This is a genomic window from Bellilinea sp. (assembly GCF_053501535.1).
Map to the genome: position 1 here is coordinate 1 of NZ_JBRCOK010000114.1, position 22700 is coordinate 22700.

At 49.1% G+C, this 22700-nt stretch carries 21 protein-coding genes and 1 pseudogene; 9 read left to right on the forward strand and 13 right to left on the reverse strand.

Going from position 1 to position 22700, the window contains the following annotated elements:
- From ACWIZX_RS11080 to ACWIZX_RS11095, 4 genes are all read right to left on the reverse strand, one after another.
- Positions 1-371 (reverse strand): SDR family NAD(P)-dependent oxidoreductase (locus ACWIZX_RS11080; RefSeq protein ID WP_448335811.1); only part of this gene is annotated, 371 nt, incomplete at its 3' end.
- A gap of 19 nt (positions 372-390) precedes the next feature.
- Complete coding sequence (locus ACWIZX_RS11085) at positions 391-1410, reverse strand: lysylphosphatidylglycerol synthase transmembrane domain-containing protein (protein WP_322794225.1); 1020 nt, start codon at positions 1408-1410, stop codon at positions 391-393.
- Positions 1407-3209: a translation elongation factor 4 gene (gene lepA / locus ACWIZX_RS11090; protein ID WP_448335812.1), complete on the reverse strand. Its 1803-nt coding sequence runs from the start codon at positions 3207-3209 to the stop codon at positions 1407-1409. The genes ACWIZX_RS11085 and lepA overlap by 4 nt, the downstream gene beginning before the upstream one ends.
- 88 nt (positions 3210-3297) lie before the next feature.
- Positions 3298-4551, reverse strand: coding sequence for a response regulator (locus tag ACWIZX_RS11095; protein WP_448335813.1), 1254 nt, complete (start codon positions 4549-4551; stop codon positions 3298-3300).
- Positions 4552-4874: 323 nt separating this feature from the next.
- Here ACWIZX_RS11095 and ACWIZX_RS11100 point away from each other — a divergent pair, with 323 nt between their 5' ends.
- Genes ACWIZX_RS11100 through ACWIZX_RS11110 form a run of 3 tightly spaced genes read left to right on the forward strand, consistent with a single transcriptional unit; the run spans position 4875 to position 8169 of the window.
- Positions 4875-6638, forward strand: a complete 1764-nt coding sequence (locus ACWIZX_RS11100) for an HD-GYP domain-containing protein (RefSeq protein WP_448335814.1) — start codon at positions 4875-4877, stop codon at positions 6636-6638.
- Positions 6639-6652: 14 nt separating this feature from the next.
- Positions 6653-6925, forward strand: a complete 273-nt coding sequence (locus ACWIZX_RS11105; protein ID WP_448335815.1) for a hypothetical protein — start codon at positions 6653-6655, stop codon at positions 6923-6925.
- Positions 6926-6960: 35 nt separating this feature from the next.
- On the forward strand, positions 6961-8169 hold the full coding sequence (locus ACWIZX_RS11110) for a hypothetical protein (protein WP_322792966.1): 1209 nt from the start codon (positions 6961-6963) through the stop codon (positions 8167-8169).
- Here ACWIZX_RS11110 and ACWIZX_RS11115 read toward each other — a convergent pair.
- Positions 8142-8954, reverse strand: coding sequence for a TlyA family RNA methyltransferase (locus ACWIZX_RS11115; protein ID WP_448335816.1), 813 nt, complete (start codon positions 8952-8954; stop codon positions 8142-8144). The two genes, ACWIZX_RS11110 and ACWIZX_RS11115, sit on opposite strands and share 28 nt — an antisense overlap.
- Before the next feature lie 103 nt (positions 8955-9057).
- Between ACWIZX_RS11115 and ACWIZX_RS11120 the strand changes: the two genes are divergently transcribed.
- The 5 genes from ACWIZX_RS11120 to greA all read left to right on the forward strand — a co-directional run bounded on the left by ACWIZX_RS11120 (position 9058) and on the right by greA (position 13413).
- Positions 9058-9927, forward strand: a complete 870-nt coding sequence (locus tag ACWIZX_RS11120; RefSeq protein WP_448335817.1) for a decaprenyl-phosphate phosphoribosyltransferase — start codon at positions 9058-9060, stop codon at positions 9925-9927.
- Positions 9928-9933: 6 nt separating this feature from the next.
- Entirely contained in the window at positions 9934-10899 is a 966-nt protein-coding gene (gene mvk, locus ACWIZX_RS11125) for a mevalonate kinase (RefSeq protein ID WP_448335818.1), read from the forward strand.
- Complete coding sequence (locus tag ACWIZX_RS11130; protein WP_448335819.1) at positions 10896-11693, forward strand: isopentenyl phosphate kinase; 798 nt, start codon at positions 10896-10898, stop codon at positions 11691-11693. The genes mvk and ACWIZX_RS11130 overlap by 4 nt, the downstream gene beginning before the upstream one ends.
- A gap of 15 nt (positions 11694-11708) precedes the next feature.
- Positions 11709-12857, forward strand: coding sequence for a deoxyguanosinetriphosphate triphosphohydrolase (locus ACWIZX_RS11135; RefSeq protein WP_448335820.1), 1149 nt, complete (start codon positions 11709-11711; stop codon positions 12855-12857).
- Positions 12858-12945: 88 nt separating this feature from the next.
- Positions 12946-13413, forward strand: a complete 468-nt coding sequence (gene greA / locus ACWIZX_RS11140) for a transcription elongation factor GreA (RefSeq protein ID WP_448335821.1) — start codon at positions 12946-12948, stop codon at positions 13411-13413.
- 69 nt (positions 13414-13482) lie between these two features.
- On the opposite strand, the gene ACWIZX_RS11145 is transcribed toward greA, so the two are convergent.
- The 8 genes and pseudogenes from ACWIZX_RS11145 to ffh form a co-directional block, all read right to left on the reverse strand.
- The gene (locus ACWIZX_RS11145; protein WP_448335822.1) at positions 13483-14481 is read right to left on the reverse strand and encodes a hypothetical protein; all 999 of its coding nucleotides are present in this window, start codon (positions 14479-14481) and stop codon (positions 13483-13485) included.
- Positions 14482-14624: 143 nt separating this feature from the next.
- Complete coding sequence (topA, locus tag ACWIZX_RS11150) at positions 14625-17000, reverse strand: type I DNA topoisomerase (protein ID WP_448335823.1); 2376 nt, start codon at positions 16998-17000, stop codon at positions 14625-14627.
- Between the two features lie 13 nt (positions 17001-17013).
- Entirely contained in the window at positions 17014-18102 is a 1089-nt protein-coding gene (locus ACWIZX_RS11155; RefSeq protein WP_322792347.1) for a mannose-1-phosphate guanylyltransferase, read from the reverse strand.
- A complete protein-coding gene (gene dprA / locus ACWIZX_RS11160; protein WP_322792346.1) occupies positions 18092-19210 on the reverse strand; it encodes a DNA-processing protein DprA in 1119 nt (372 codons plus the stop codon). Before dprA ends, ACWIZX_RS11155 begins: the two co-directional genes overlap by 11 nt.
- A 15-nt stretch (positions 19211-19225) precedes the next feature.
- Positions 19226-19789, reverse strand: a complete 564-nt coding sequence (rimM, locus tag ACWIZX_RS11165) for a ribosome maturation factor RimM (RefSeq protein WP_322792345.1) — start codon at positions 19787-19789, stop codon at positions 19226-19228.
- The gene (locus tag ACWIZX_RS11170) at positions 19789-20025 is read right to left on the reverse strand and encodes a KH domain-containing protein (protein WP_061915716.1); all 237 of its coding nucleotides are present in this window, start codon (positions 20023-20025) and stop codon (positions 19789-19791) included. Before ACWIZX_RS11170 ends, rimM begins: the two co-directional genes overlap by 1 nt.
- A 149-nt stretch (positions 20026-20174) precedes the next feature.
- Positions 20175-20417, reverse strand: a pseudogene (gene rpsP / locus ACWIZX_RS11175) (30S ribosomal protein S16); the annotation flags it as partial.
- 117 nt (positions 20418-20534) lie between these two features.
- Entirely contained in the window at positions 20535-21857 is a 1323-nt protein-coding gene (ffh, locus tag ACWIZX_RS11180) for a signal recognition particle protein (protein ID WP_322792344.1), read from the reverse strand.
- 196 nt (positions 21858-22053) lie between these two features.
- Here ffh and ACWIZX_RS11185 point away from each other — a divergent pair.
- The coding region (locus ACWIZX_RS11185) for a DegV family protein (protein WP_448335824.1) at positions 22054-22700 on the forward strand (647 nt) is incomplete at its 3' end.

The following is a 22700-nucleotide window of genomic DNA, read 5'->3' on the forward strand; positions in this document are numbered from 1 at the left end:
TAAATCACAATTGGATCACGCCCGGATAGCCGCGCGGCTTCTAAAACATTGAAAGTTCCCATAGCATTAATCTCAAAATCATTGCGCGGATCAACCACCGATGTTGTCACCGCAACCTGCCCGGCCAGATGCACAATCACATCCGCCTCGCTGGCTGCCTCTTGAATGGAATGCGCATCGCGGACATCTGCCTGAATGAGCCGAAATGAGTTTTCGCCGTATGTACTTTTCAGCCAGTCCAAATTACGTACAGCGCCGGCCCGGGATAGATTATCATAAATGATCACTCCTTCGCCGCGTTGAAGAAGTCTGGCAACATAATTTGAGCCAATAAAGCCCGCCCCGCCGGTAATTAAATAGTTTCTCGGCATAGAAGTTCCTCCTTCATCTTCAGGATGATGTTGGATTGATGACTTTGGCTTGAATATCCCTCAAGAATGTACCCACCGATTTTCCTTGTCTGACCAGTGCAGTAATGCCCAAAATACCGGTAACAACAAATTGTATAAAATGCAGCGTGATAGCGTATGCCAGCGCCGCAGTTTGATCCACTCCCAAAATGGTCAAGGCCCCAACAATCGAAGCCTCAAAGGTGCCCAGCGCTGCCGGCGCAGAGGGTATGGCAATTCCCATTGCAAGAACCGCATCGGTGAACATTCCCCACCAAAATGGAGCCTGAGGATTGATTGGCAAAAGAAAAACATAATAAGTGGAAACCGCAACCCCCCACGAAGCCCCAATCCATATCAGGCTGAGAATAAACTGGCGTGGATCAGAAAGGGTTGACAATCCCTGCATTAGAGCGCTCAATTGCGGAACCACCACCCTGCGAACGAAACCCCACTTTGAACCGATCTTCTCTACAAGGCTAATGACCCATCGCTGATTACGGGACATGACAAATAACAAAATAAGCCCGGCGATGACCAGCACCAGCGTTAGGAGAGCAACCGAACGCGCCCATGCCATGCCCAATGCCAGCGGCAGGGTTGCCAGTAACAAACCAGCCGCAATGGCAAGATCAAAGGCTCGTTCGATGATGATGCTGGAAAGCACCCGCGCCGGAGATAATTTGGCAGCCTGCCCCAGCAGCAAAGCCCTGCCAAACTCACCCGCCCGGAAGGGGAACAAATTATTCAACAAATAACCCTGATTGATCGCCCAAAAAGTCTGGCTGACCGAGGCATGATTTCCCAAAATCACCCGCCATGCCACTGCCCGAACAACCAAAAACAGAATGGTTAGCAATACTGCTGCCAGAATAAACCCCAAAGGTATTCTGGCAATTGCCGGCCCTAATTCCTCCCACTGAGCCAGCCTGAAAACCACAAACAACGCAATCAAACTGATGATAACACCGGGCAACCAGCGACCGATGTTACCGGATCTTTTGCTGGATTGGTTACTCAATCTTCCTCCAAGCGAAGAATTGCCATGAACGCTTCTTGAGGAATTTCCACATTCCCCACCATTTTCATTCGTCTTTTACCGCGTTTTTGTTTTTCAAGCAATTTCTTCTTCCGGGTAATATCACCGCCGTAACATTTTGCCAATACATCCTTCCGCAAGGCTTTGACATTTGCACGGGAGATAATCCGTCCATTTGCAGAGGCTTGAATGGCAACATCAAACAGTTGGCGGGGGATCAGTTCTTTCAACTTGCTGACCAGCGCCTGCCCTTTGTGGTAGGCATTGTCACGATGTACAATGGTAGCCAAAGCATCAACCGGTTCACCTCCCACCAGCACTTCCAGTTTGGTCAGGTTGCCGGGTCGGTAATCGGCAAAGTGATAATCCATCGAAGCATAACCGCGTGTCCGCGACTTGAGCTCGTCAAAGAAATCTACAATCAATTCGGATAAGGGAATCTCGAAACTCAATTGCACTCGCGTTGGAGCAGGATATTCCTGCTCCTTAAAGATCCCGCGCCTTTTCTTTACCAGCTCCATCACTGTGCCGTAGTAATCCACCGGGGTGATAATTTGTAATATCATCCATGGTTCACGGATTTCAGCAATTTGAGATTCATCCGGCAATTGCGCTGGGGAGTCGATGCGAATCACTTCCCCGCTATTCAGTACGATTTCATACTCAACCGAGGGCGCTGTAACCACGATGTCCAAATCATATTCGCGTTCCAGCCGCTCCTGGATGATTTCCATGTGAAATAGGCCCAAAAAACCACACCGAAAACCAAAATTCAGAGCCTGAGATTTTTCGGGTTCGAAAACCAGCGAGGCATCATTTAATTGTAGTTTTTCCAATGCCTCTTTTAAATCTTCGTAATCTTCCCCTTCCACCGGGTAAATACCGGCAAAGACCATGGGTTTGGGATGTCGGAATCCGGGTAATGGTTTGTCTGCCGGGCGCACTGTACTGGTAATGGTATCCCCTACCCGGCACTCCGATACCGTCTTCAATCCGGTGGCAATATAGCCGACATCTCCGGCCTGCAAGTCCTTGACCGGTCTCATATCCGGAGCAAATACCCCAATCTCAACCGGCCGAATATCCACATTCGTGGACATCATTCGCAACATATCCGTTGAGTTGATCTTCCCGTGCATCACCCGCACGTAGGCCACCACCCCTTTGTAAGAGTCATAGTGCGAATCGAAGATGAGGGCCTGCAACGGCGCATCCACCTCTCCTTTTGGTGGTGGAACTTCCTTTACCACCATTTCGAGCACCTGATCTACATTGATACCTTCTTTTGCGGATATTCTCAAAATTTTTTCGGGTTCAATGCCAAGCAGGTTATGGATATCTTCTGCAACCTCATCAACCCGCGCAGATGGCAAATCAATTTTGTTGATTACCGGCACAATCACCAGGTCAGCATCCAGTGCAAGGTACAAATTAGCCAGTGTCTGGGCTTCGATGCCCTGGGTCGCATCCACAACCAGCAAAGCGCCTTCACAAGCCATCAAAGCACGGCTGACCTCATAACTGAAATCCACATGCCCGGGTGTATCAATGAGGTTGAGTTCGTAAGAATCTCCATTTTGAGCCTGATAGATCATCCTCACCGCCGAGGCTTTGATGGTCACCCCCTTCTCACGCTCAAGATCCATCGAATCCAGCACTTGTTCCATCATTTCACGGTCAGAGATCGTGCCGGTCAATTGCAGCATCCGATCCGCCAGAGTGGATTTTCCGTGATCAATATGAGCAATAATGCAAAAATTGCGAATGCGGTCTTTTTCCATAATCGAGGTTAGTATACCCTAATTACCCCCAAAGTAACAGAGCGCACCCTCACGGTGCGCCCTGTTCAAAGCCGGTTCGGTTTGCTTATCAGGCAATCGAAAACAGTCGCATCCGCACCTCATCAGATCGCTCAATGGCAATTCCCCTCTTGCGGACGTTCTCTCCAAGTGTCATAATCGCCTGCGACAATTCTGCGCTCTTATTGACCCGTAAAACAGGTTGCCCCAGCGCATCCGATTTTTGAGTTAATTCCGGATCATCCGGCAAAGTTACGGTTACGGCATGTTTTAGCCGCTCGCTTATTTTTTCTACGGTAATCGGGTTGTCAGAATTGAAGCGATTGACAACCATGGCAACTCTATCACGCGACATTCCAAAGGCATCCCATAAATCCAGGAACAAACGGGTATTTCGGATGGCATTAATCTGCTGAGAAGTTACCAGCACCACCACTTCCGCCGCATCCAGCGCGGCTAATACCGGGTCCGAAATGAATGAGTCGGTATTCACTACAATGTAATCATAGTAACGGCGCAAGAATTCAAGTATTCGGGTGAAATTCTCACCGCTGATTTTTTCAGCAAATTCAGGACGGGGCGGAGCCGGTAATATATACAGCCCGGTGGCCCGATTCAGGAGCATGACACTTTCAACCAGTTGCAAATCCAGATCGTAAAGGCGGGGTACCAGGTCCAGCACCGACAATTGCCCCAGTTCATTGAAGAACAAATGGACATCACCAAATTGCATACTTCCGTCCACCAGCACAACTCGGGCTTCATGGTCAATATCCATCAATGCCAGGGCAAGATTGGCTGCAATCGTTGTCGTTCCCACCCCTCCTTTGGGACTGTACACCGTTATCACCTGACCATTTGCGCCTTTGCCACCCATCGGGGCTGGTGCTGTTCCGCCTGGCCCAAGTGCTGGGGCGCTGCTCTTCTGTCGTTCAGAACGAGCCAGCGCAGCTGCACGGTGTAATACATCTGACAATTCTTTGATGGATACCTCATGGGTGATAAAGTCACAGGCACCCGTGCGGATGGCCTGCAAGACAATATCGGTATAATTATCCTGTGAAATCAGCACCACCTGGGTATGGGGGAATTCTTTACGAATAATTTCCGTCAGGTTGATGCCGTTCATGTCCGGCAGGTTGTACTCTATAAGCGCCACTTCCGGCTTCAAATCGCGAATTACTTCAATGGCTTCCTGCGCAGACATGCATGAATTGACCAATTCAATATCATCAATCAAGCCAATTGTTTTTTGCAAGTGTTTGATCATTTGTGGGATATTTTCAACCAGTATGACCGATATTGCACCCAGATCACTGTGCATACCCACCTCCCGATGGCCGGTTCCGTTATTTTTACTGTCATCTAAAAATTGGTTCATTGTGCACCCCCGTCAGGTTCCTTTTCATTATACAAACAATGATAGCAGAAAACAACGTAAAAGATTCAAGATTTAAGAAAATTATAAACAATTTTTGCAATTAAAGTAATTATAATGATTAATGTGTTTCAGGAGCAAAAATCAAGGGATTGATTTAGAGGAAATTTGTGTATAATGAATAAGGGGGACTCAATATGAACACCCTCCACAGTCAAGAATCATCTGATTATCCCAAATCAGAGCGTGAGCAATTACAGAGGGCAGCCGTGAACGATTCATCTTCTTTAGAAACCGATCATCCTGATGTTGAGATCGAGCCTGTTGACTCATCTTTTACCGAAACCAAAAAGCCGGAAATAGAGGCAGCCACAGTTGTTGAGCAGAAGACCTCAACGGAAGAGGTCGTTCCCGCTGAAGAATCAACTCCGGAACTTCCACCCGCCAAACAAAACTGGCTTAGCCGACGGATTCAGGTAGTAACCGATACGATTGAAGAGTGGAAATTCCTTCGCCGGGAGATTCGAGCATTCCCTGCTCGCACAAAAATACGGATGAAGGAGATCGAAAATCACTTTATGGTTTATCGGTTGACTTTTGCCAACCTGACCTACAAGGCTCCTCGCATTGAGGAAGAAATCCAGGAGGTTTATAACAAAATCATCAGCCAGATGCCCCTCCTGGAAGAACGCACTAGAAAGCGCTCTCTTCTCTTCCGCAACTTGCAAACTTTAAGGGAATTGCATCAAGAATGGCTCAAAGTTGCGGAGCAGCAAGATCACTTGATTGCCCTTTTACAAAAAGCCCCCAAAGGCATGGATTTTTACAATCGCATGCAGATTATTCGCGAGCAGCGCAGACAGGAAGAGCTACGCCAGAAAGAAAATCAAGAGCGCATTGAAGCCGCTTACGAATCCCTCAAAAAGGCATTGAGTTATGTGGAGCATCAGTGCAAGGACGATGAACCCATTGTTTATGGAAATGAGGTTCTCACCCTTGAGGATGCCCAAAAGGTGTGGAATGAGCACATCACCGAAATTCTCACCATGAAGGATTTGAAAAATGCCAGCGTGGAAACCGTCCTTGCACGAATCCGCTCATTGGAAGAGACCATTCGTGAGTACCCCAGCCTATCCAAGCAAATTCAGAGAGTGGGGGAGCGCTTTTCCCGCCTGATCGCTTTGCATGACTTGCTTTCCTCCTATGGAAAGAGAATCATCCCGCAGGCGGAAATTTCGCGGTCTTCTACCATAATGTTTGAGCAAATTCCTGCTCTCTGGTCAACCGGTCAATACCACAATCTTAAAGTTCTACTGGAACGGGTAGAAAATTTCCTGAATTTCTACGAAAATACAGTTGAACTTGAGGTCGCCATAGGCGAACGCCGCCGCTCCGGTTTTACACAGGGTTTGGCCCCCTCCATTATTCCGGGGGTGGGTGGTTTATCTCCGTTGATTGGACTTGCACGTGTATTGGTTGCTGCCATTGATCAGCGCGACCGCTACATGATTGGCCATTCTGAAAAAGTTGCCCGCCTTGCGGTAGAAACCGGTAAAAAACTGGCCTGGTCAAGTGGCGATCTTGAATTTCTTGAAATTGCTGCCTTGCTCCATGACATTGGAAAAATCTCCATCCCCGAAACCATTCTGACCAAAGTCAAACCCCTGACTTCGCAAGAATGGAAGATGATTCAGATGCACCCATATTACGGGGCTCAAATTGTCAAACAAATGAATGTCTTCAACCGAATTGTGCCATGGATCTACCACCATCAGGAGCATTGGGACGGCACTGGTTACCCCGATCAGCTGAAAAAAGAGGATATCCCTCTGGCCAGTTCCATCATCGCTGTCGCTGAAGCCTTCACTGTGATGACCGCAGAACTTCCTTACCGAACTGCAGTAAACACCGAAGAAGCGCTCGAAAACATTAAAGAATCTGCCGGAAAACAATTTGCCCCCGAAGTTGTTGAAGCATTTGTGGAAGGCGTGGTAGAATCAACCCAAGAGAAGTCTAACAATCCTCAAAAATAAGTCCCTGATCCCCTATGACCAAAATTCAGCCTTTCATTCATTACGCACCCGAAACTTGTGCTTTTTGTAATGGCAATGGGAGTGGTCGCTGCCGAGATGGCAATATCTACGAATTATGCCCGGTATGCAACGGAATCGGTACTGTTCTGGTGGCACAGGAACCCAAAAAGTGCGCCTTCTGTTCCGGTGGCGGCGGCGGATTATGCAAGGACGGTTATGTGTATGACCGCTGTCCGGTGTGCAAGGGTTCCGGTTGGGCTTATGTATACGAGGAAGAAACTGAATAGCCTGAATCTTCTAATTCGCGGGGGTAAGAACCAACATGAGATTCTTCAAACCGGTCTTTGCAGCAGTTTTTGTTGGTGTAATTTTGTTTTTGGTATCCAACATTATTCCCCTCAAAAACCAGCTCGACCAGATTCAAAAGAGTCCAACTTCGGCTATTGCTGATCTCCCCCTTCCCCTTCTTCGCAAAACAGAACAACCTCCATCCATCAATTCGGCATCTTTAATGAACGCCGAATCAAATATTGCAAATCAACTACCCCAAAATCAAACCAATCCCACCTTCACACCCACGGCAACGCTGGTAGCCTTTACCCCTACACCGACCTCCTCATCATTTGAAGAATTCGAACCACGCCCTCCAGCGGACATTGTAACCTGTGCCGAAATCTGGTCTGTTCCGGAGATTCCCCTCAACTTACCACTGGTGCTGGAATACCCCCGCAGTGTGGAAGAATTGTACACCGAATACAATTACTACTATCTGGCTGCCATGTTAATCCAGAACAAGGTGGTTGATGCCAGCCAATGCCCTTACAATGGATTGCAATCTGCTACGACTGCAAATCAATGTGGGGTGGAAGTTGCCCGGCCGGTGATCATCGAATGGCAAAACCAATATGATTCAAAGATTTTTGAAACCGGCGTCAAATATGGGGTACCGGCACGCCTGTTGAAAAAGATTTTTGCAATCGAAAGTCAGTTTTGGCCAGCAATCTATATTGATATTCTGGAAAGCGGATTTGGACAACTCAATGATACCGGCGCAGATGCACTTTTACTGTACAGTCCGTATTTTTATGCCCAATTCTGTCCGCTCATCCTTCATCCCAGAACATGTGAGCAGGGTTACCTGGGCATTCCTGAATCGGGGCGCGCCTTGTTGCGGGGTGCGCTGGTTCGTCAGGTGAATGCCACCTGTGCAGATTGCCCTCAAGGGGTTAACCGTCAGCGTGCGCTGAGTAGCATACCCATCTTTGCCGAAGTAGTCAAAGCCAATTGCAGTCAAATCAATCAAATTGTCCGCAATACTACCAGTAAAAAATCCGGTGAAGTTGCCAGTTATGTGGATTTATGGAAATTCACCATGGCAAACTACAATGCCGGCCCCGGCTGTACAGCTCGGGCAATTGAAAGTGCATGGAAAGAAGAAGGAGAATTAACCTGGAACATTGTATCCAGTTATTTCACTTCTAAAGAATGCCAGAGTGCGCCTTTCTATGTTTCCGATATTTTCAAAGACTGAATCGGCTGATTGGTCATTTCCTCAATAAGTGATATCGGATTGGACAATCCCTGACCTTGCAGTGACAACCAAATCAAGAATTCAATATTGCCTTTTGGGCCGGTAAGGGGAGAACGCATCAGCCCGCGAATGACCCATCCCTCGCGCTGGCAAAAATCAACGATCTCGCTTAAAACCTGCCGATGTACCTGCGAATCACGAATAACGCCCTCTCCACGAGCGGCTTCCTCTTGACCGGCTTCAAATTGGGGTTTGATTAATGCAACCACCTCACCGTCATCGTCGCTTAACCAATGCCGGACAACCGGTAGAAGGATTTTCAAAGAGATGAAGGATGCGTCTATCGTCACAAAATCAATTTTTTCATCAAATCCCTTCAGATACCGCGCGTTGGTTCTTTCCATTACAACCACACGCTCATCACGCCGCAGCTTCCAGTGCAAAACGCCATATCCTACATCCACCGCAAAGACCCGCGCTGCTCCGTGCTGTAACAGACAATCTGTAAACCCACCGGTGGAAGATCCCACATCCACACACACTCTGCCCGTCAAGTCGGTCAGTCCAAATTCAACCAAAGCCGCTTCCAGCTTTTCTCCCCCTCTGGATACAAATCGGGCCGGTTGAATGACCTCAACCTCCAAACCAGGGTCAACCATTTGCCCGGGCTTCTGCGCAATGGTTTGACCCACCCGCACCTGACCTGCCATAATCAGACGTTGAGCCTGAGTGCGGCTTTCTGCCAATCCTTTTTCCACCAACCATACATCCAATCTTTTTTTCATACGGATATATTCTAACTTGCTTTCATCCCACCTGCGATTTTATTACCCAAATCAGTTATTAAAATTTGCGGGTAAATTTGAATCAATATGATATGATTGGGGTATGCTTTCTGCCTTAATCAAAAGCATGCGACCGCGCCAGTGGAGCAAAAATGTCTTCGTCTTGGCTGCGGTTGTTTTCGATAAGAAATTACTCAATCCTGAAGCAGTCGGCAAATCGCTGGCAGGAATGGTTTTATTTTGCCTGCTTTCCAGCAGTGTTTATCTCATCAACGATATTTTGGATGCCGAAGCAGACCGTAATCATCCCCAGAAACGAAACCGGCCAATTGCTTCGGGAAAACTACCTGTGCCAGTTGCTGCGGCCGCAGCGGTTGGTATTATCCTTATTACGATCCCGGTATCGTTCCTGCTTTCAACATTGTTCGGATGGATCGCCTTAATCTATTTTCTGGTCAACCTGGCTTATTCCACCCGCCTTAAACACATCCCCTTGATTGATGTGTTAATTATCGCAGCAGGTTTTGTTTTACGGGTGGCGGCAGGGGTCTCGCTCATTGAGGTTGAACGCTTTTCACCCTGGTTATATGTGGTGACCACATTATTAGCTCTTTACATCGGTTTTGGAAAACGTCGCGCCGAGTTAACCCTGCTCCAAAATGATGCAAATAACCATCGTCGGGTTTTGGATGGTTACAACCTGGCTTTACTTGACCAATTGATCACCATCGTTTCGGGTACAACGATTGTAGCCTACAGTTTATACACCTTCTCAGCACCCAATCTTCCAGATAACCACAGTATGATGCTCACCATTCCGTTTGTCATTTACGGTATCTTTCGTTACCTTTACTTAATTCAAGTTGAACAGGCAGGCGGCGCGCCGGAGGATATTGTCCTGACCGATAGACCTTTACAGGCAACCATCCTCTTGTGGGGTTTATCTGTATTTTTTATATTCTACATAAACTAACCCATTATGCCTGCTGTTACTGCCTCCGCACCTGGAAAAGTCATTTTATTCGGTGAACATGCAGTGGTGTATGGCCAGCCGGCAATTGCCGCGCCAGTAACTGGAGTCAAAGTTAAAGTTTTTGTCCAGGCTGATCCATTACAGCCATCTGGCAATATCCGCATTGAATCTCCTGCAATCAACTTTCATGCCACTCGCACTGAACTTCCTGAACAACATCCCCTCAACACCCTGTTTCAATTGCTGGAACAAGCCTTGCAAATTTCCCGCTTACCGGCCATGAAAATCAGCATAAATTCCACCCTACCGGCAGGAGCAGGTATGGGATCAAGCGCGGCGGTAAGTATTGCCATGATCCGCGCCATCAGTCAGTTTGTTGGCTTACCCCTGGAAAACGAGCAGGTAAATAAAATTGCCTACGAAGTGGAAAAAGCCTTTCACGGCACTCCAAGTGGTATTGACAATACCGTAATCACATACCAGATGCCAATTTACTACGTGCGAAACCAGCAGCCAGAATTGATTCATTTGAAAGACTCCATTACTCTGGTAATTGCCAATGCCGGTGAAGCCCCCTCAACAGCAGCAATGGTTGCCGGTGTCCGTCAGCGCTGGCAGCAACAACCTCAATATTATGAGCAAATCTTTCACCGAATTGGCAGGATTGTGCAGTCTGCCCGGAAGATTCTTGAGGAAGGCGATTGGTTAGACCTGGCACCCTTGATGGAAGAAAATCATCAACTATTGCAATTCATGGGTGTTTCTTCACCGGCCCTGGACACACTGGTAAAGGCCTCTTTACAAAGCGGCGCTTACGGCGCAAAATTAACCGGGGGAGGCGGTGGTGGTAATATCATTGCCTTGGTGCCACCTGAACAGGCCGGGCAAATTGCCCAACGTTTATTGAATGAAGGGGCATTTCACACCTGGCTGACGACACTCCGCCCCCTGAAAGAGGATGACCAATCATGAGGAGAATTTTCCTGAAACTGGGCGGATCCCTGATCACAGACAAACATCGTCCCGCAACTGCCCGTTTGGACATTATTGAACGTTTAGCCGAAGAAATAGTAATGGCTACGCGCAATCTAAATAACACCCAGTTGATTATTGGTCATGGATCCGGCTCCTTTGGTCACATACCAGCCAGGCAATACCGCACTCGCCACGGTGTTTTTACGCCCGAAGACTGGCTGGGCTTTTTGGAGGTCTATCGGCAGGCAAGGGCTTTAAGTCAAATCGTCTTTGAAATATTCAGCCAGAAGGGATTGCCCATAATCGCCTTTCCGCCTTCGGCAGTCATTCTGGCGGAAAATCAGCACCTCGCCGAATGGAATCCCAAACCGCTGATTTCGGCTTTACAGGCAGGTTTCATCCCGCTGGTCAATGGTGATGTGGTTTTCGACTCTCGCATCGGGGGAACAATTTTTTCCACCGAGGATGTGTTCATGGCATTATCAACATCACTCCCCCCTACCGAAATCCTTTTGTGTGGCATCGAAGAAGGTGTATTCGCCGATTTTCCGGTCTGTTCCAGAATCCTCGACAAAATCACCCTTCAGGAAAAATCCAGCATCCTACCCCTTCTAAAGGGTTCGGCAGCTCCCGATGTCACCGGGGGTATGGTTGAGAAAGTTCGCCTGACCCTCGAAATGATTCAATCCCTTCCCAACTTACGCGCCATGATTTTTTCAGGCCTGTCTCCCGGAAATCTTCAAAATGCTTTATCGGGCAACCCTACCGGCACTCTGCTCACCAAAGACTAGGAAAGGAGTATTTGCATGATCTCTCGGCAAGAACTGGAAGATATCGAAGATAAAATTTTAGCCCCTTACGCCAGCCGCAGCAAGTATTCTCGTGGCAGGTTTTATCCGGAAGATGAGCCAGCCTACCGAACCGTATTTCAGCGTGACCGCGACCGGATCCTGCATACCACGGCCTTTCGCAGACTGGAATATAAGACGCAGGTTTTTATCAACTACGAAGGGGATTATTACCGCACACGCCTGACCCACACGCTGGAAGTCGCTCAAATTGGCAGGACTCTGGCGCGGGCGCTGGGTGCCAATGAAGACTTGACCGAGAGCATCTGCCTGGCTCATGACCTGGGTCATCCCCCCTTTGGACATTCGGGTGAGATCGCGCTGGCCCGGCTTATGAAAGATTACGGAGGTTTTGAACACAATAAACAGTCCTTGCGGATTGTCACTGAATTGGAACAACGATATCCGGACTTCCCCGGCCTCAACCTCTCCTGGGAAGTACTGGAAGGAATCGTCAAACACGAAACCGAGTATGACAAAACGGATGCGCGCGATTTTAACCCGGAATTGCGCGGGCACATTGAAGCCCAAATTGCCAATGTAGCCGATGAACTGGCTTACACGGCCCATGACCTGGATGACGGTTTGCGTTCCGGAATGATTACTCAGGAAATGCTGGAGGAAATCGAAATCTGGCAGGTGATGAAATCATCCATTGGCTGGCAAGGTGACGGTTTGGATGACCTCACCCGTCACCGCATCATTCGTCGCTTGATTGGCAAGGAAGTGGATGACCTTGTAGAAAACACCTCTCGCAACCTGAAAGAAAGCGGTGTCCAATCGGTTGAGGATTTGCAAAGGTTAGACCATAATGTTGTCACTTTTAGCGAAACTTTCCACCGCCGTAACCGCCAACTCAAAGATTTTCTCTACAAAAATCTTTACCGTCATTATCGCGTCGTACGGATGGCTGTTAAAGCAGAACGTCTGATCAGCGAACTCTTCAGCGCCTATTGTCAGGAACCGACCATTCTCCCTCATCATGTTCAACAAAGAGTGGAAAAGTTTGGTCTACAACGAACGGTTTGTGACTACATTGCCGGCATGACTGACCGTTATGCCACCGAAGAATACCGCAAACTTTTTAATGCCGAAACCCTGCCATAATTCCTTTGGTTTTCAAGCGCTTGTTTCCGATTAGGGAAAAAACATGGTATCATTATCGGCGTTAATGAACGTTTAGGAGTTAGCAAGCATGTCTGAAGCTTCATATTTGACCCAAGAGGGTTTAATCCGCCTGCAACAAGAACTCGATTATCTCAAAGGCCCCGCCCGCGAGCAACTTGCCAAGCGCCTCCGCGCAGCAATTGAACAGGGTGATCTTTCGGAAAATGCCGATTACTCGGCTGCCAAAGAGGAACAGGGCTTCCTTGAAGGCCGCATTCGCGAACTGGAACAACTGCTTTCAAATGTGATTATCATTGATCACGTCGAAAAGAACTTAAATGAAATCGGAATCGGTGATTATGTCACCATTCAGGAAGAAAACTTTGAGCCGGAACGCTATCATCTGGTTGGCCCAAAAGAGGCTGATCCCAGCAATGGAAAAATTTCTCACGAATCTCCCATTGGCAAAGCTCTGATAGGTCACAAAGTGGGTGATGTTGTTGTGGTGGACACCCCCAATGGAGAAATCCGCTTAAAAATTCTCAAAATTGAATAACTGGCTGAAACTTTAAAAAACAGGGGCTGCTTTTCAGCAGCCCTTTGTTTTTTACAGGCATCCAAATATTTATGACTTGGGCCAGACAGCCAGTTCAAGCGTCAATCGCTCAAAGTAACTGTTCTCAGGTAAAGCTCCGCCCCCAAGGCTGACATCCACCACTCTCGCTTCCAGTTGTAAAGTGGCGGTTTCGAGCAGCACCCTTCTCTCTTTAGCCACTTCAATCGGCTCACCTTTGGATTCTAACCGCTGGCGGATCGCCGGGTCGTTGAAGGCATGCGGCGACATCAGCACTTTGGTGACCGTTTGAATGTCATTTTTATCAAACAACCACACCTCAAAGGCGGTCACCTTCTTAGGGTCTCCAACACCGATGGTTTCGGAAATTCCGACACCGCACTCACCTAAAAATTCGCCTGTAGGTGAATCGATGCTGAACGAATCATCATAGAGATCGTCCCCCATAATGTAGGTGGTCATGTACTGACTGATGGGGGCTTCCTGACCCTCAGCGGCAAAATCCGTGCGCTCAGCCTGGCGGTTCAAATCCTGAGCCATACCTGCCGGACTTTCGGTTTTCACTGGTCTTTTGCGAATTACCAGCAGATACACCAGCCCCGCTCCAACGCCCAGCGTGACCAGACAGAGGAGGACAACCAATCCGACACGGGAACCCCCTCCTGCCGCAGGCGGTTGGGTTGGTACGGCTGTTTCACCCGGTAGTGGAACAGTTGGTCCCATCACCAAAGCCCGGAAGGAATTGATGTCTCCTTCGCTTAGGTTGCACGTGCCGGGTTTAAGCGCATCCAGCAGAGAACCGCCCGATTCCCCCAATGCTTCAAAACGCTGCATGGCAATGGCGGTATCCCCTTTTCTGGCATATGAATCAATGACCAGACACAGGTATTCCTGTTTGTAGTCATCGCGCAGTTGACTGGGGTCTGCGTTGACCCACTTAACCGGCCAAAGCCCCCATCCCAGCACAGGTAGACCGATGATCAAACCGATCACAAAACCTGCAATTGCTGAGATGAGCGGATTGCGTAATTGTTCTCGAATCTTGTCCATGATTTTTTTGCTCCTCACTGGCTGTGATTATCTCTGCCGTGCAGTCTTTACCAGATACCTGAACTTATTGTAGAACAAGGTTTAATTTGGCGCAACTGCGATTGCGGCATGAATTTATGCTCTGTGAGGGTGAGTTGCAATTCTCATGCCGATTCCGGCGAAGTTTCTCCAATCTGCTCCTGCAAAAAACTTTCCTCGCATTTCACACATTGCAATTCGCGTTTGTTGGCAATCACCAGCAAACCACCGCAATTCGGGCAGGGAGTAGACACCGGCCGCTTCCAGGTGGTAAATTGACAGGTCGGGTAATTTGAACAACCATAAAATACCCTGCCCTTGCGTGTCTTGCGTTCAATCAAATCACCGCCGCACTCAGGACAGGAAACCCCAATTTTCTCCAGCCACGGTTCGGTATACCGACATTCCGGAAAATTGCTGCATGAGATGAACTTGCCATACCTTCCCCAGCGGATAATCAGATCATGCCCGCACTGCGGACAGGCTCGTCCAACCTTCTCCACCGTTTTGGTCACCGGCATCAATTCCTGGGCTTTTTTTACTGTCGGCTCAAAATTATCGTAAAACGAACGAATCACATCCACCCATTCCCGGTTACCAGATGCCACCTGATCGAGATCGTTTTCCATTTTCGCCGTGAATCCCACATCCACAATATCCGGGAAGTGCTGCACCAGCAAATCGTTGACCAGCAAACCGGTTTCTGTGGGGATCAGTTTCTTGTTTTCGCGCACCACATAGCCACGTTCAACAATTGTGGAGAGTATTGGAGCATAGGTCGAAGGGCGCCCAATCCCATATTCTTCCAGCGTTTGAACCAGCGTGGCTTCGGAATAACGCGGCGGGGGTTGCGTGAAGTGCTGCTCGGGCAGCAGACGCTGTAATTCTTGCGGTTGACCTTCCTCCAGCCCCGGCGGAATGCGAACATTATCTTCTTCTTCGCTTTTCTGGTCTTCGTCACGAGATTCCTCATAGATTGCCAGAAAGCCGGGGAACTTCAATGTTGAACCTGAAGCCCGCAAAAGAAAAAGATTCAGTTTTCCCCTGCCTTCAACATCAACCGTAACGGTGTCCATTACCGCCGCTTCCATTTGAGAGGCAATAAACCGCTGCCAGATGAGCATATACAGTTTGTACTGCTCAGGGCTCAGGTAGGGTTTGACTTTTTCTGGCAGACGCAAAACGGATGTTGGACGAATCGCTTCGTGGGCTTCCTGTGCGCCTACTGCGCGAGTCTTATATTGGGGCGGCATTTCGGGCAGATAATCCTTCCCATAGGTATTCAGGATATACTCCCGGGCTTCCCTTTGCGCCAATTCCGACACATTGGTCGAATCGGTACGCATATATGTGATTAAACCGGTTGAACCGCCTTCGCCGACATCCAAACCTTCATACAATTGTTGAGCAATCATCATCGTTCGGCGTGCCGTGTACCCCAATTTCCGAGAAGCCTCTTGCTGCAGGGTGCTGGTAATGAAAGGCGCAGCCGGTTTTCGTCTTCGCTCACCGCGCTTGATTCGCACAATCTGGTATTGTGCCGGTTCCATATCCTCGAGCAAACCTTGCACTGTTGTCTGATCGGGTAATTGGGGTTCTTGTTCATTCACCTTCACCAGCTTGGCAACATAGGTCTGCTTACCGCCTTGGGGTTTTAACTCAGCTGCAATCGTCCAGTATTCTACCGGCACAAAGGCAGCAATCTCACGTTCTCGCTCTACAATCAATCGCAGTGCCACCGACTGCACACGACCAGCCGAAAGACGGCTGCGCACCTTCTCCCACAAAAGTGGGCTAAGATTATAACCGACCAGACGGTCCAAAATGCGCCGCCCTTGTTGGGCATTGACCAGATTCATGTTGATCTTGCGCGGGTGAGAAAATGCCTCCTCAATGGCCGGTTGGGTGATTTCATGAAAAACAACCCGCCGCGAGATATCTTCGGGAATTTCTGCGGCTTCCAACAAATGCCAGGCAATCGCTTCTCCTTCCCGATCCGGGTCAGTTGCCAGATAAATTTCTTCGGCTCTCTTTACCAACTCTTTTAGCTCCTTGACCACCGCCCGCTTCTCGTTCGGTACGCGGTATTTGGGTTGGAAATTGTTTTTCACATCTACCGAAAGTTCCGAACGCAATAAATCGCGGATATGCCCAACCGAGGCCTTGACAGTGTAGCCTTTTCCCAGAAAACGACCGACTGTCCGAGCCTTTGCCGGCGATTCCACAATCACCAGTTTACCGCTTCGTTCATCACGGCCATTATCCTTTCTGCTTCTGCTCTGTTTTTTCGAATGGGCTGAACTGATTAATTTATCCGCAGGTCTTTCTCTCTTTTCTGGAGCGGGCAAATGTTCATGTTCGGGTGTTTTTCCCATTCGATACAATTGAGTGCCGCATACCGGGCAAATTCCCCGCGTGACCGGGGCACCCACAGCATTAAATTCTGCTCGAGGTGAAGCAATCTCTCTTTTCTCTTTGCACTTGACACAATAGGCTTCCAATGCTTACCTCCCATTACAGGTAATTTTCTCTTCCACTTTGTTTTAATATCTGAACAATCTCGCGAACCGATTGGGCTTTGTCTTTATGACAAACCAGTAACACATTTCCACTATCCACAATGATCAAATTTTCAACACCAATTGTAGCAATCAAACGCCGATCGTCCTCGCACAGCACCAGTGTTTTTTGAGAATCGAGGGCGAGCCATTGGGAAGTCAGGCGGATGTTTCCATCCTCATCACCTTCCAGAACTTCAAACAGCGAGTCCCAACTTCCAACATCGTTCCAACCCAAACCAGCCGCGGGTATCACGACCACTTGCCGGGCATGTTCCATGATGCCGTAGTCAATGGTTTCTGGTTTCAAACCCATCCATAGAGGAAGCCAATCCTCTTTTTTGTCAAAGCCCGATTTTTCAATTTGCAGCATCACCTTGTATAATTCGGGCAACTGATTTTTAATTTCTCGCCGAATTTGATCAACCTGCCAGAAAAACATTCCCGAATTCCAGTCGTGATCGCCGCTTTCCACCATTTTCCGGGCCGTTTCCGCATCCGGTTTTTCTTTAAACTTCAACACCTGATACACTCGTTGTTGATTGATTTCTGCCACTGTCTGACCACGCTGAATATAGCCATATCCGGTGGAAGGATGGGAGGGATGAATACCCAATGTTACCAGATATCCCAGCCGTGCAGCTTCATCGGCAACCTGTAAGATTTTCTGAAAATATGCCACATCCTGAATGATGTGGTCGGCGGTCAGCACGGCCATTACCGCTTGCTGATCTTTTTGATACAAGAAAGCCGCCGCCAATCCCACCACGGCCGCTGTACCTTTGGGAGCCGGTTCGATCAGGAAATTTTCAGATGGAATTTCGGGGCAATCCTTTTGTAAATCAAACGCCATTTCTGCACCGGTAACCACAAGTATTCGTTCGGGTGGAATTAAACCATACAGGCGATCAACGGCCAGTTGAAACAGGGTTCGATCCGAACCCAGCTTAAGCATTTGTTTTGGGCGTGCTGAGCGGGAAAGAGGCCACAAACGCGTCCCTCCCCCGCCAGCCATGATCACAGCATAAAACGATTTATTCATCATTCCTGAGGTAGGTTTCCATTTCTTCACGGATGGCCCGGTAATTCATTCCACCATTATTCCTCACCAGACCCTTCAATTCCATCATGATCAGGCATGCAGAAACCTTATCAATTGGCAAACCACTTAAAAAGCTGATTTCATCCGCCGTCAGGTTATCTTCACCCATAACTTGCAATAGTTTAGCCTCTGTTTCATCAGAAGGCAATACCTTTCTGGCAATCCGCCGTGTATTCACCTGTTGAATATTGAGGGCCTCCAGCACATCGGATGGATTCAGGAGAGGGCGTGCTCCATTTTGGATCAGGCGGTTGACACCCTTAGAGTTAGGAGAATGGATATTTCCGGGTACTGCCAGAACCTCCCGCCCCTGATCGGCCGCAAATGAAGCCGTAATTAACGCTCCGCTGGTATCGCCGGCCTCGATCACGACGGTTGCCAACGCCAATCCAGAAATGATGCGGTTGCGCGGCGGGAAGTTGCTGCTCTCCGGAGGTGTACCGGGGGGATAATCACTGATGAGCGCGCCGCTGGCAGTAATTTCTTCGGCCAGCTTCGCATGCTCAGGGGGATATATCACATCCACACCACAACCCAGCACTGCCAGCGAGCGTCCTCCGGCTCTCAAAGCCGATTGGTGAGCCACAGCATCTGTGCCGCGCGCCAACCCACTAACCACTGTGACGCGGTTGCGCGCCAGAAATGCCGCCAGTTCCTCTGCAACCTGTTTGCCGTAAGCCGAAACCCGCCGTGTTCCAACCACGGCTACAGCCACTTCATCTTCCGGTAGATATTCACCCTTGATGTAAAGTACGGGAGGTGGCTGGTCAATTTGACGCAGCAAAGTGGGATACGTTTCATCTTCCCATGTTATCACCTGAATTGCTTTGCGTTCAATATTTTCCCAGATACGCTCCAAATCGATTTGGGAGCGGATTTTTAAAAGTTGTTCCACCAGACGGGGATGCAGCCTTACTGCAATCAATTTTTCATACGAAGCTTCCCAAGCGGCTTTCAAATCCCCGTCAAAAGCCTGTAACAACCGGCTCAGGCGGACTGATCCAATTCCTTTAACGTAATTAAAGGCGACCCAATAGGCTTTGGGGTTCATCCAATTCGCTCCAGGCTACAGCCACTCTGGTGGAGAAAGGATTATTTTACGCTCCGCTAATCGAATTTCGAGGACAAATTCATTGACCGCCGGTACCAGCAATTCAGTTTGGGTGCTTTCCTCTCGGATGATGTATACATCATTTGCACCGGTTTCGAGGATCTCCACCAGCGTTCCAAGTCTCTCGCCCCCGGGTGTAAAAGCATTCAGGCCTAACAGCTCATGATGGTAGTATTCACCCTCTGGCAGTGGTGGAATTTCATCAGACCGGACAAACAGGTATTGGTTACGCAATGGCGCGGCCGATTCGGGATCATCAACTTCTTCAAAGGCAATCAACACTTGCCTGCCTTTTGACCGCAGCGATCGAATGGTCAGCCGGATATGCTCTTCGCCGGCGTAAACCACCTTGCCGCGCACCAATCGCTCAGGAAAATCGGTCAGTAAATCCATAACCATCTCACCCTGAAGGCCATGCGCCCGCCGCAGGTAACCGACAGCCAGAAAGACAGGCTCGCCCGAGGGAGGCGAGCCTGATGTTTCCCTGCTATAGTCCGAATTGAGCGGACGGCGGTTCATCAGCGAGGCTCCATCACATCCAGTGTTGCCTGTTTACCCTCGCGAGCAGCTGCAACACGCAGTAAAACCCGCATTGCGTTTGCAACCCGTCCACTTTTTCCAATGATTCTGCCCATATCTTCTTTGGCGACCCACAGCTCCAGCCGGGCTTTTCCGCCCACCCACTCCTGACGAACCCGCACCTGAGTGGGGTCATCTACCAGAGAAGCGGCAATATATTCAATCAGCTCTTTCACAATCAATCCTTTCGCACAATGGCTTTGGATGATAGCGCGGCCAAAGATCAGGCCGGATTGGTTTTTACATCTACCTTGCGGGAAGCGTAATAGGCTTCTGCTTCCTTCAATACTTCCTCTACAGGCTCCCCGGCTTTGACCCGCGCAAACCGCTTGGTCAAACCCACACTGTCAAACAATTGTTGAACCGATTCGGTGGGTTGAGCCCCGTTTTTGAGCCAGTGATACACCCGCTCTTCATTCACCTGAAAGGTGAAAGGCTCAGTGCGGGGGTTGTAAAAACCAAGAATTTCAAGGAAACGACCATCGCGAGGGCTTTCTTTATCAGCCGCCACAATGCGATAACTGGGTTGTCCCTTTAAGCCAATACGGCGCAATCGTATTCGAACCATAGTTGATTTTTTCTCCTCATTTTTACATGATCATTTTAGCATAATGAATGGCAATTTAGGTTTACCTCCAAAAGTCGAGGGGCGCTGAAGGGGGCGCTTACTTCTAGAGGCACTTTTTCAGCCAAACAGGCGCGGCAATCCCCGTCCTCCTGTTTTTTGTAAGGTCTTAAACATTTTCTGCGCATCCCGGAACTGTTTGAGAACCCGGTTGACATCCTGCACCTGGGTACCGGATCCGCGCGCAATTCTCCTCCTCCGGCTGGCATTAAGAATTTCCGGTCGCCGGCGTTCCTCGCGGGTCATCGAGTTGAGGATCGCTTCGGTAATTTTCAACGAACGCTCAGCCTCTTCCGGAGAGATGCTGCGCGCCATTTGACCCATGCCACCGGGTAACATCTCCAATATTTGTGCCAGTGGACCCATCTTGCGAATCTGTTTCAGTTGTTTGGCAAAATCTTCCAGCGTAAAAGCTCCGGAAAGCATGCGTTCCGCCTGTTCCTGGGCTTCCTTTTCGTCAAAAGCCGCCTCTGCCCGTTCAATTAACCCAATTACATCTCCCATGCCTAAAATGCGCGAAGCTAACCGACCAGGATCATATACTTCAATAGCATCAATCCCCTCGCCAGTGCCAAGGAACTTTAAGGGTACACCGGTAACAGCACGGATGGATATGGCAGCGCCACCCCGGGCATCACCATCCATTTTCGTCAGCATCAAACCGGTCAGGCTCACCGTATCCCGGAAGCCTTCAGCGACATGCAGGGCTTCCTGACCAATCATCGCATCTACCACCAGTAAAATTTCATTGGGTGTCACGCGCCGGGTAATTGCTTTGAGTTCATCCATCAAGGCATTATCCAGCTGGGATCGCCCGGCTGTGTCCACAATTAAAACGCTGACACCGCTTTTCTGGGCTCTCTCAAATGCCCGTGAAACCAGTTCTGGAGGTTTGACTCCGTTTTCTGTATAAACTGGAACCCCAATTCTCTCGCCCAACGTCTGTAATTGCTTGATGGCTGCCGGGCGGTATGGATCAGCGGCGACCAGTTCAACACGTTCACCCTGCGAGCGCAACAACGAGGCAAGTTTTGCTGCTGCGGTGGTCTTGCCGGAACCCTGCAGCCCAACCATCATGATGACCCGTGGCTTCGGACCGGTCAGGTTCAACCGCGCTGGCTCGCCAAGCGTTTTGATTAATTCCTCGTGGACAATTTTGATGACTTGTTGGGCGGGGTTAAGTGCCTTTGATACTTCTGCACCGACCGCGCGCTCGCGGACACGATTGATAAAGTCCTTGACCACGCTGAAGTGAACATCGGCCTCCAGCAATGCCAAGCGAACTTCGCGCATGGCAGCATCTACATCCTGCTCGGATAATTTGCCCCGCCGGCGAAGTTGTTGAAATACCTGTTCCAGCCTTTGTGAAAGCGATTCGAACACGCTGACCTTAATCCAAAAGAAATCAACACCCCAAAGGGGCGTTACGCCTCCCAATTCTAGTCGGATAAACAACAATGGTCAAGGTTAAGACCTGAAGAAATTTTCAAGCCGCCTTTCGCAACTTTTTACAAAGAATGGGGTTATATGCAGAGAAATAATATAATCATAATAATAAAATTTATGAAGGAGAGAAACCATGTCAAGGGTAGCCGTCGTCACCGACAGTACTGCCTATATCCCCGAACATTTAGCCAATGGTTTTGTTCTACACACGATTCCGTTGCAGGTTGTGTGGGGTGGAGAAACCTTCCGCGACGGAGTAGACATTACCCCATTGGAATTCTACACCCGCCTTCAGAACGCTAAAGTGATGCCCACCACATCACAACCTTCACCTGCTGCCTTTCAACAAGTTTACACTTCCCTCCTGGAACAGGGCTACGATATCCTTTCCATCCATATTTCTGCAGCTCTGTCAGGTACTATAGCCTCTGCAGAACAAGCCAAACAAACACTAAATACCGATCGGGTAGTCATCATTGATTCTTATTCAGCGGGCATGGGTCTGGGTTTTCAAGCCTTGCAGGTAGCCCGTGCGGCCAAACAAGGCGCTTCATTGGAAGAGTGTAAAACCATTGCCGAAAAAGCCGTAAACCATACGGGAGTTTTATTCGCCGTCAGCACGCTGGAATTTCTACACCGTGGAGGCCGTATAGGCGGCGCTGCCGCTTTTCTCGGTACTGCGCTGGGTCTTAAACCAATCCTCGGTTTGGAGAACGGAAAAATTGTGGCGGTTGAAAAAATCCGCACCATGAACAAAGCGGTGGATCGCCTGATTGATAT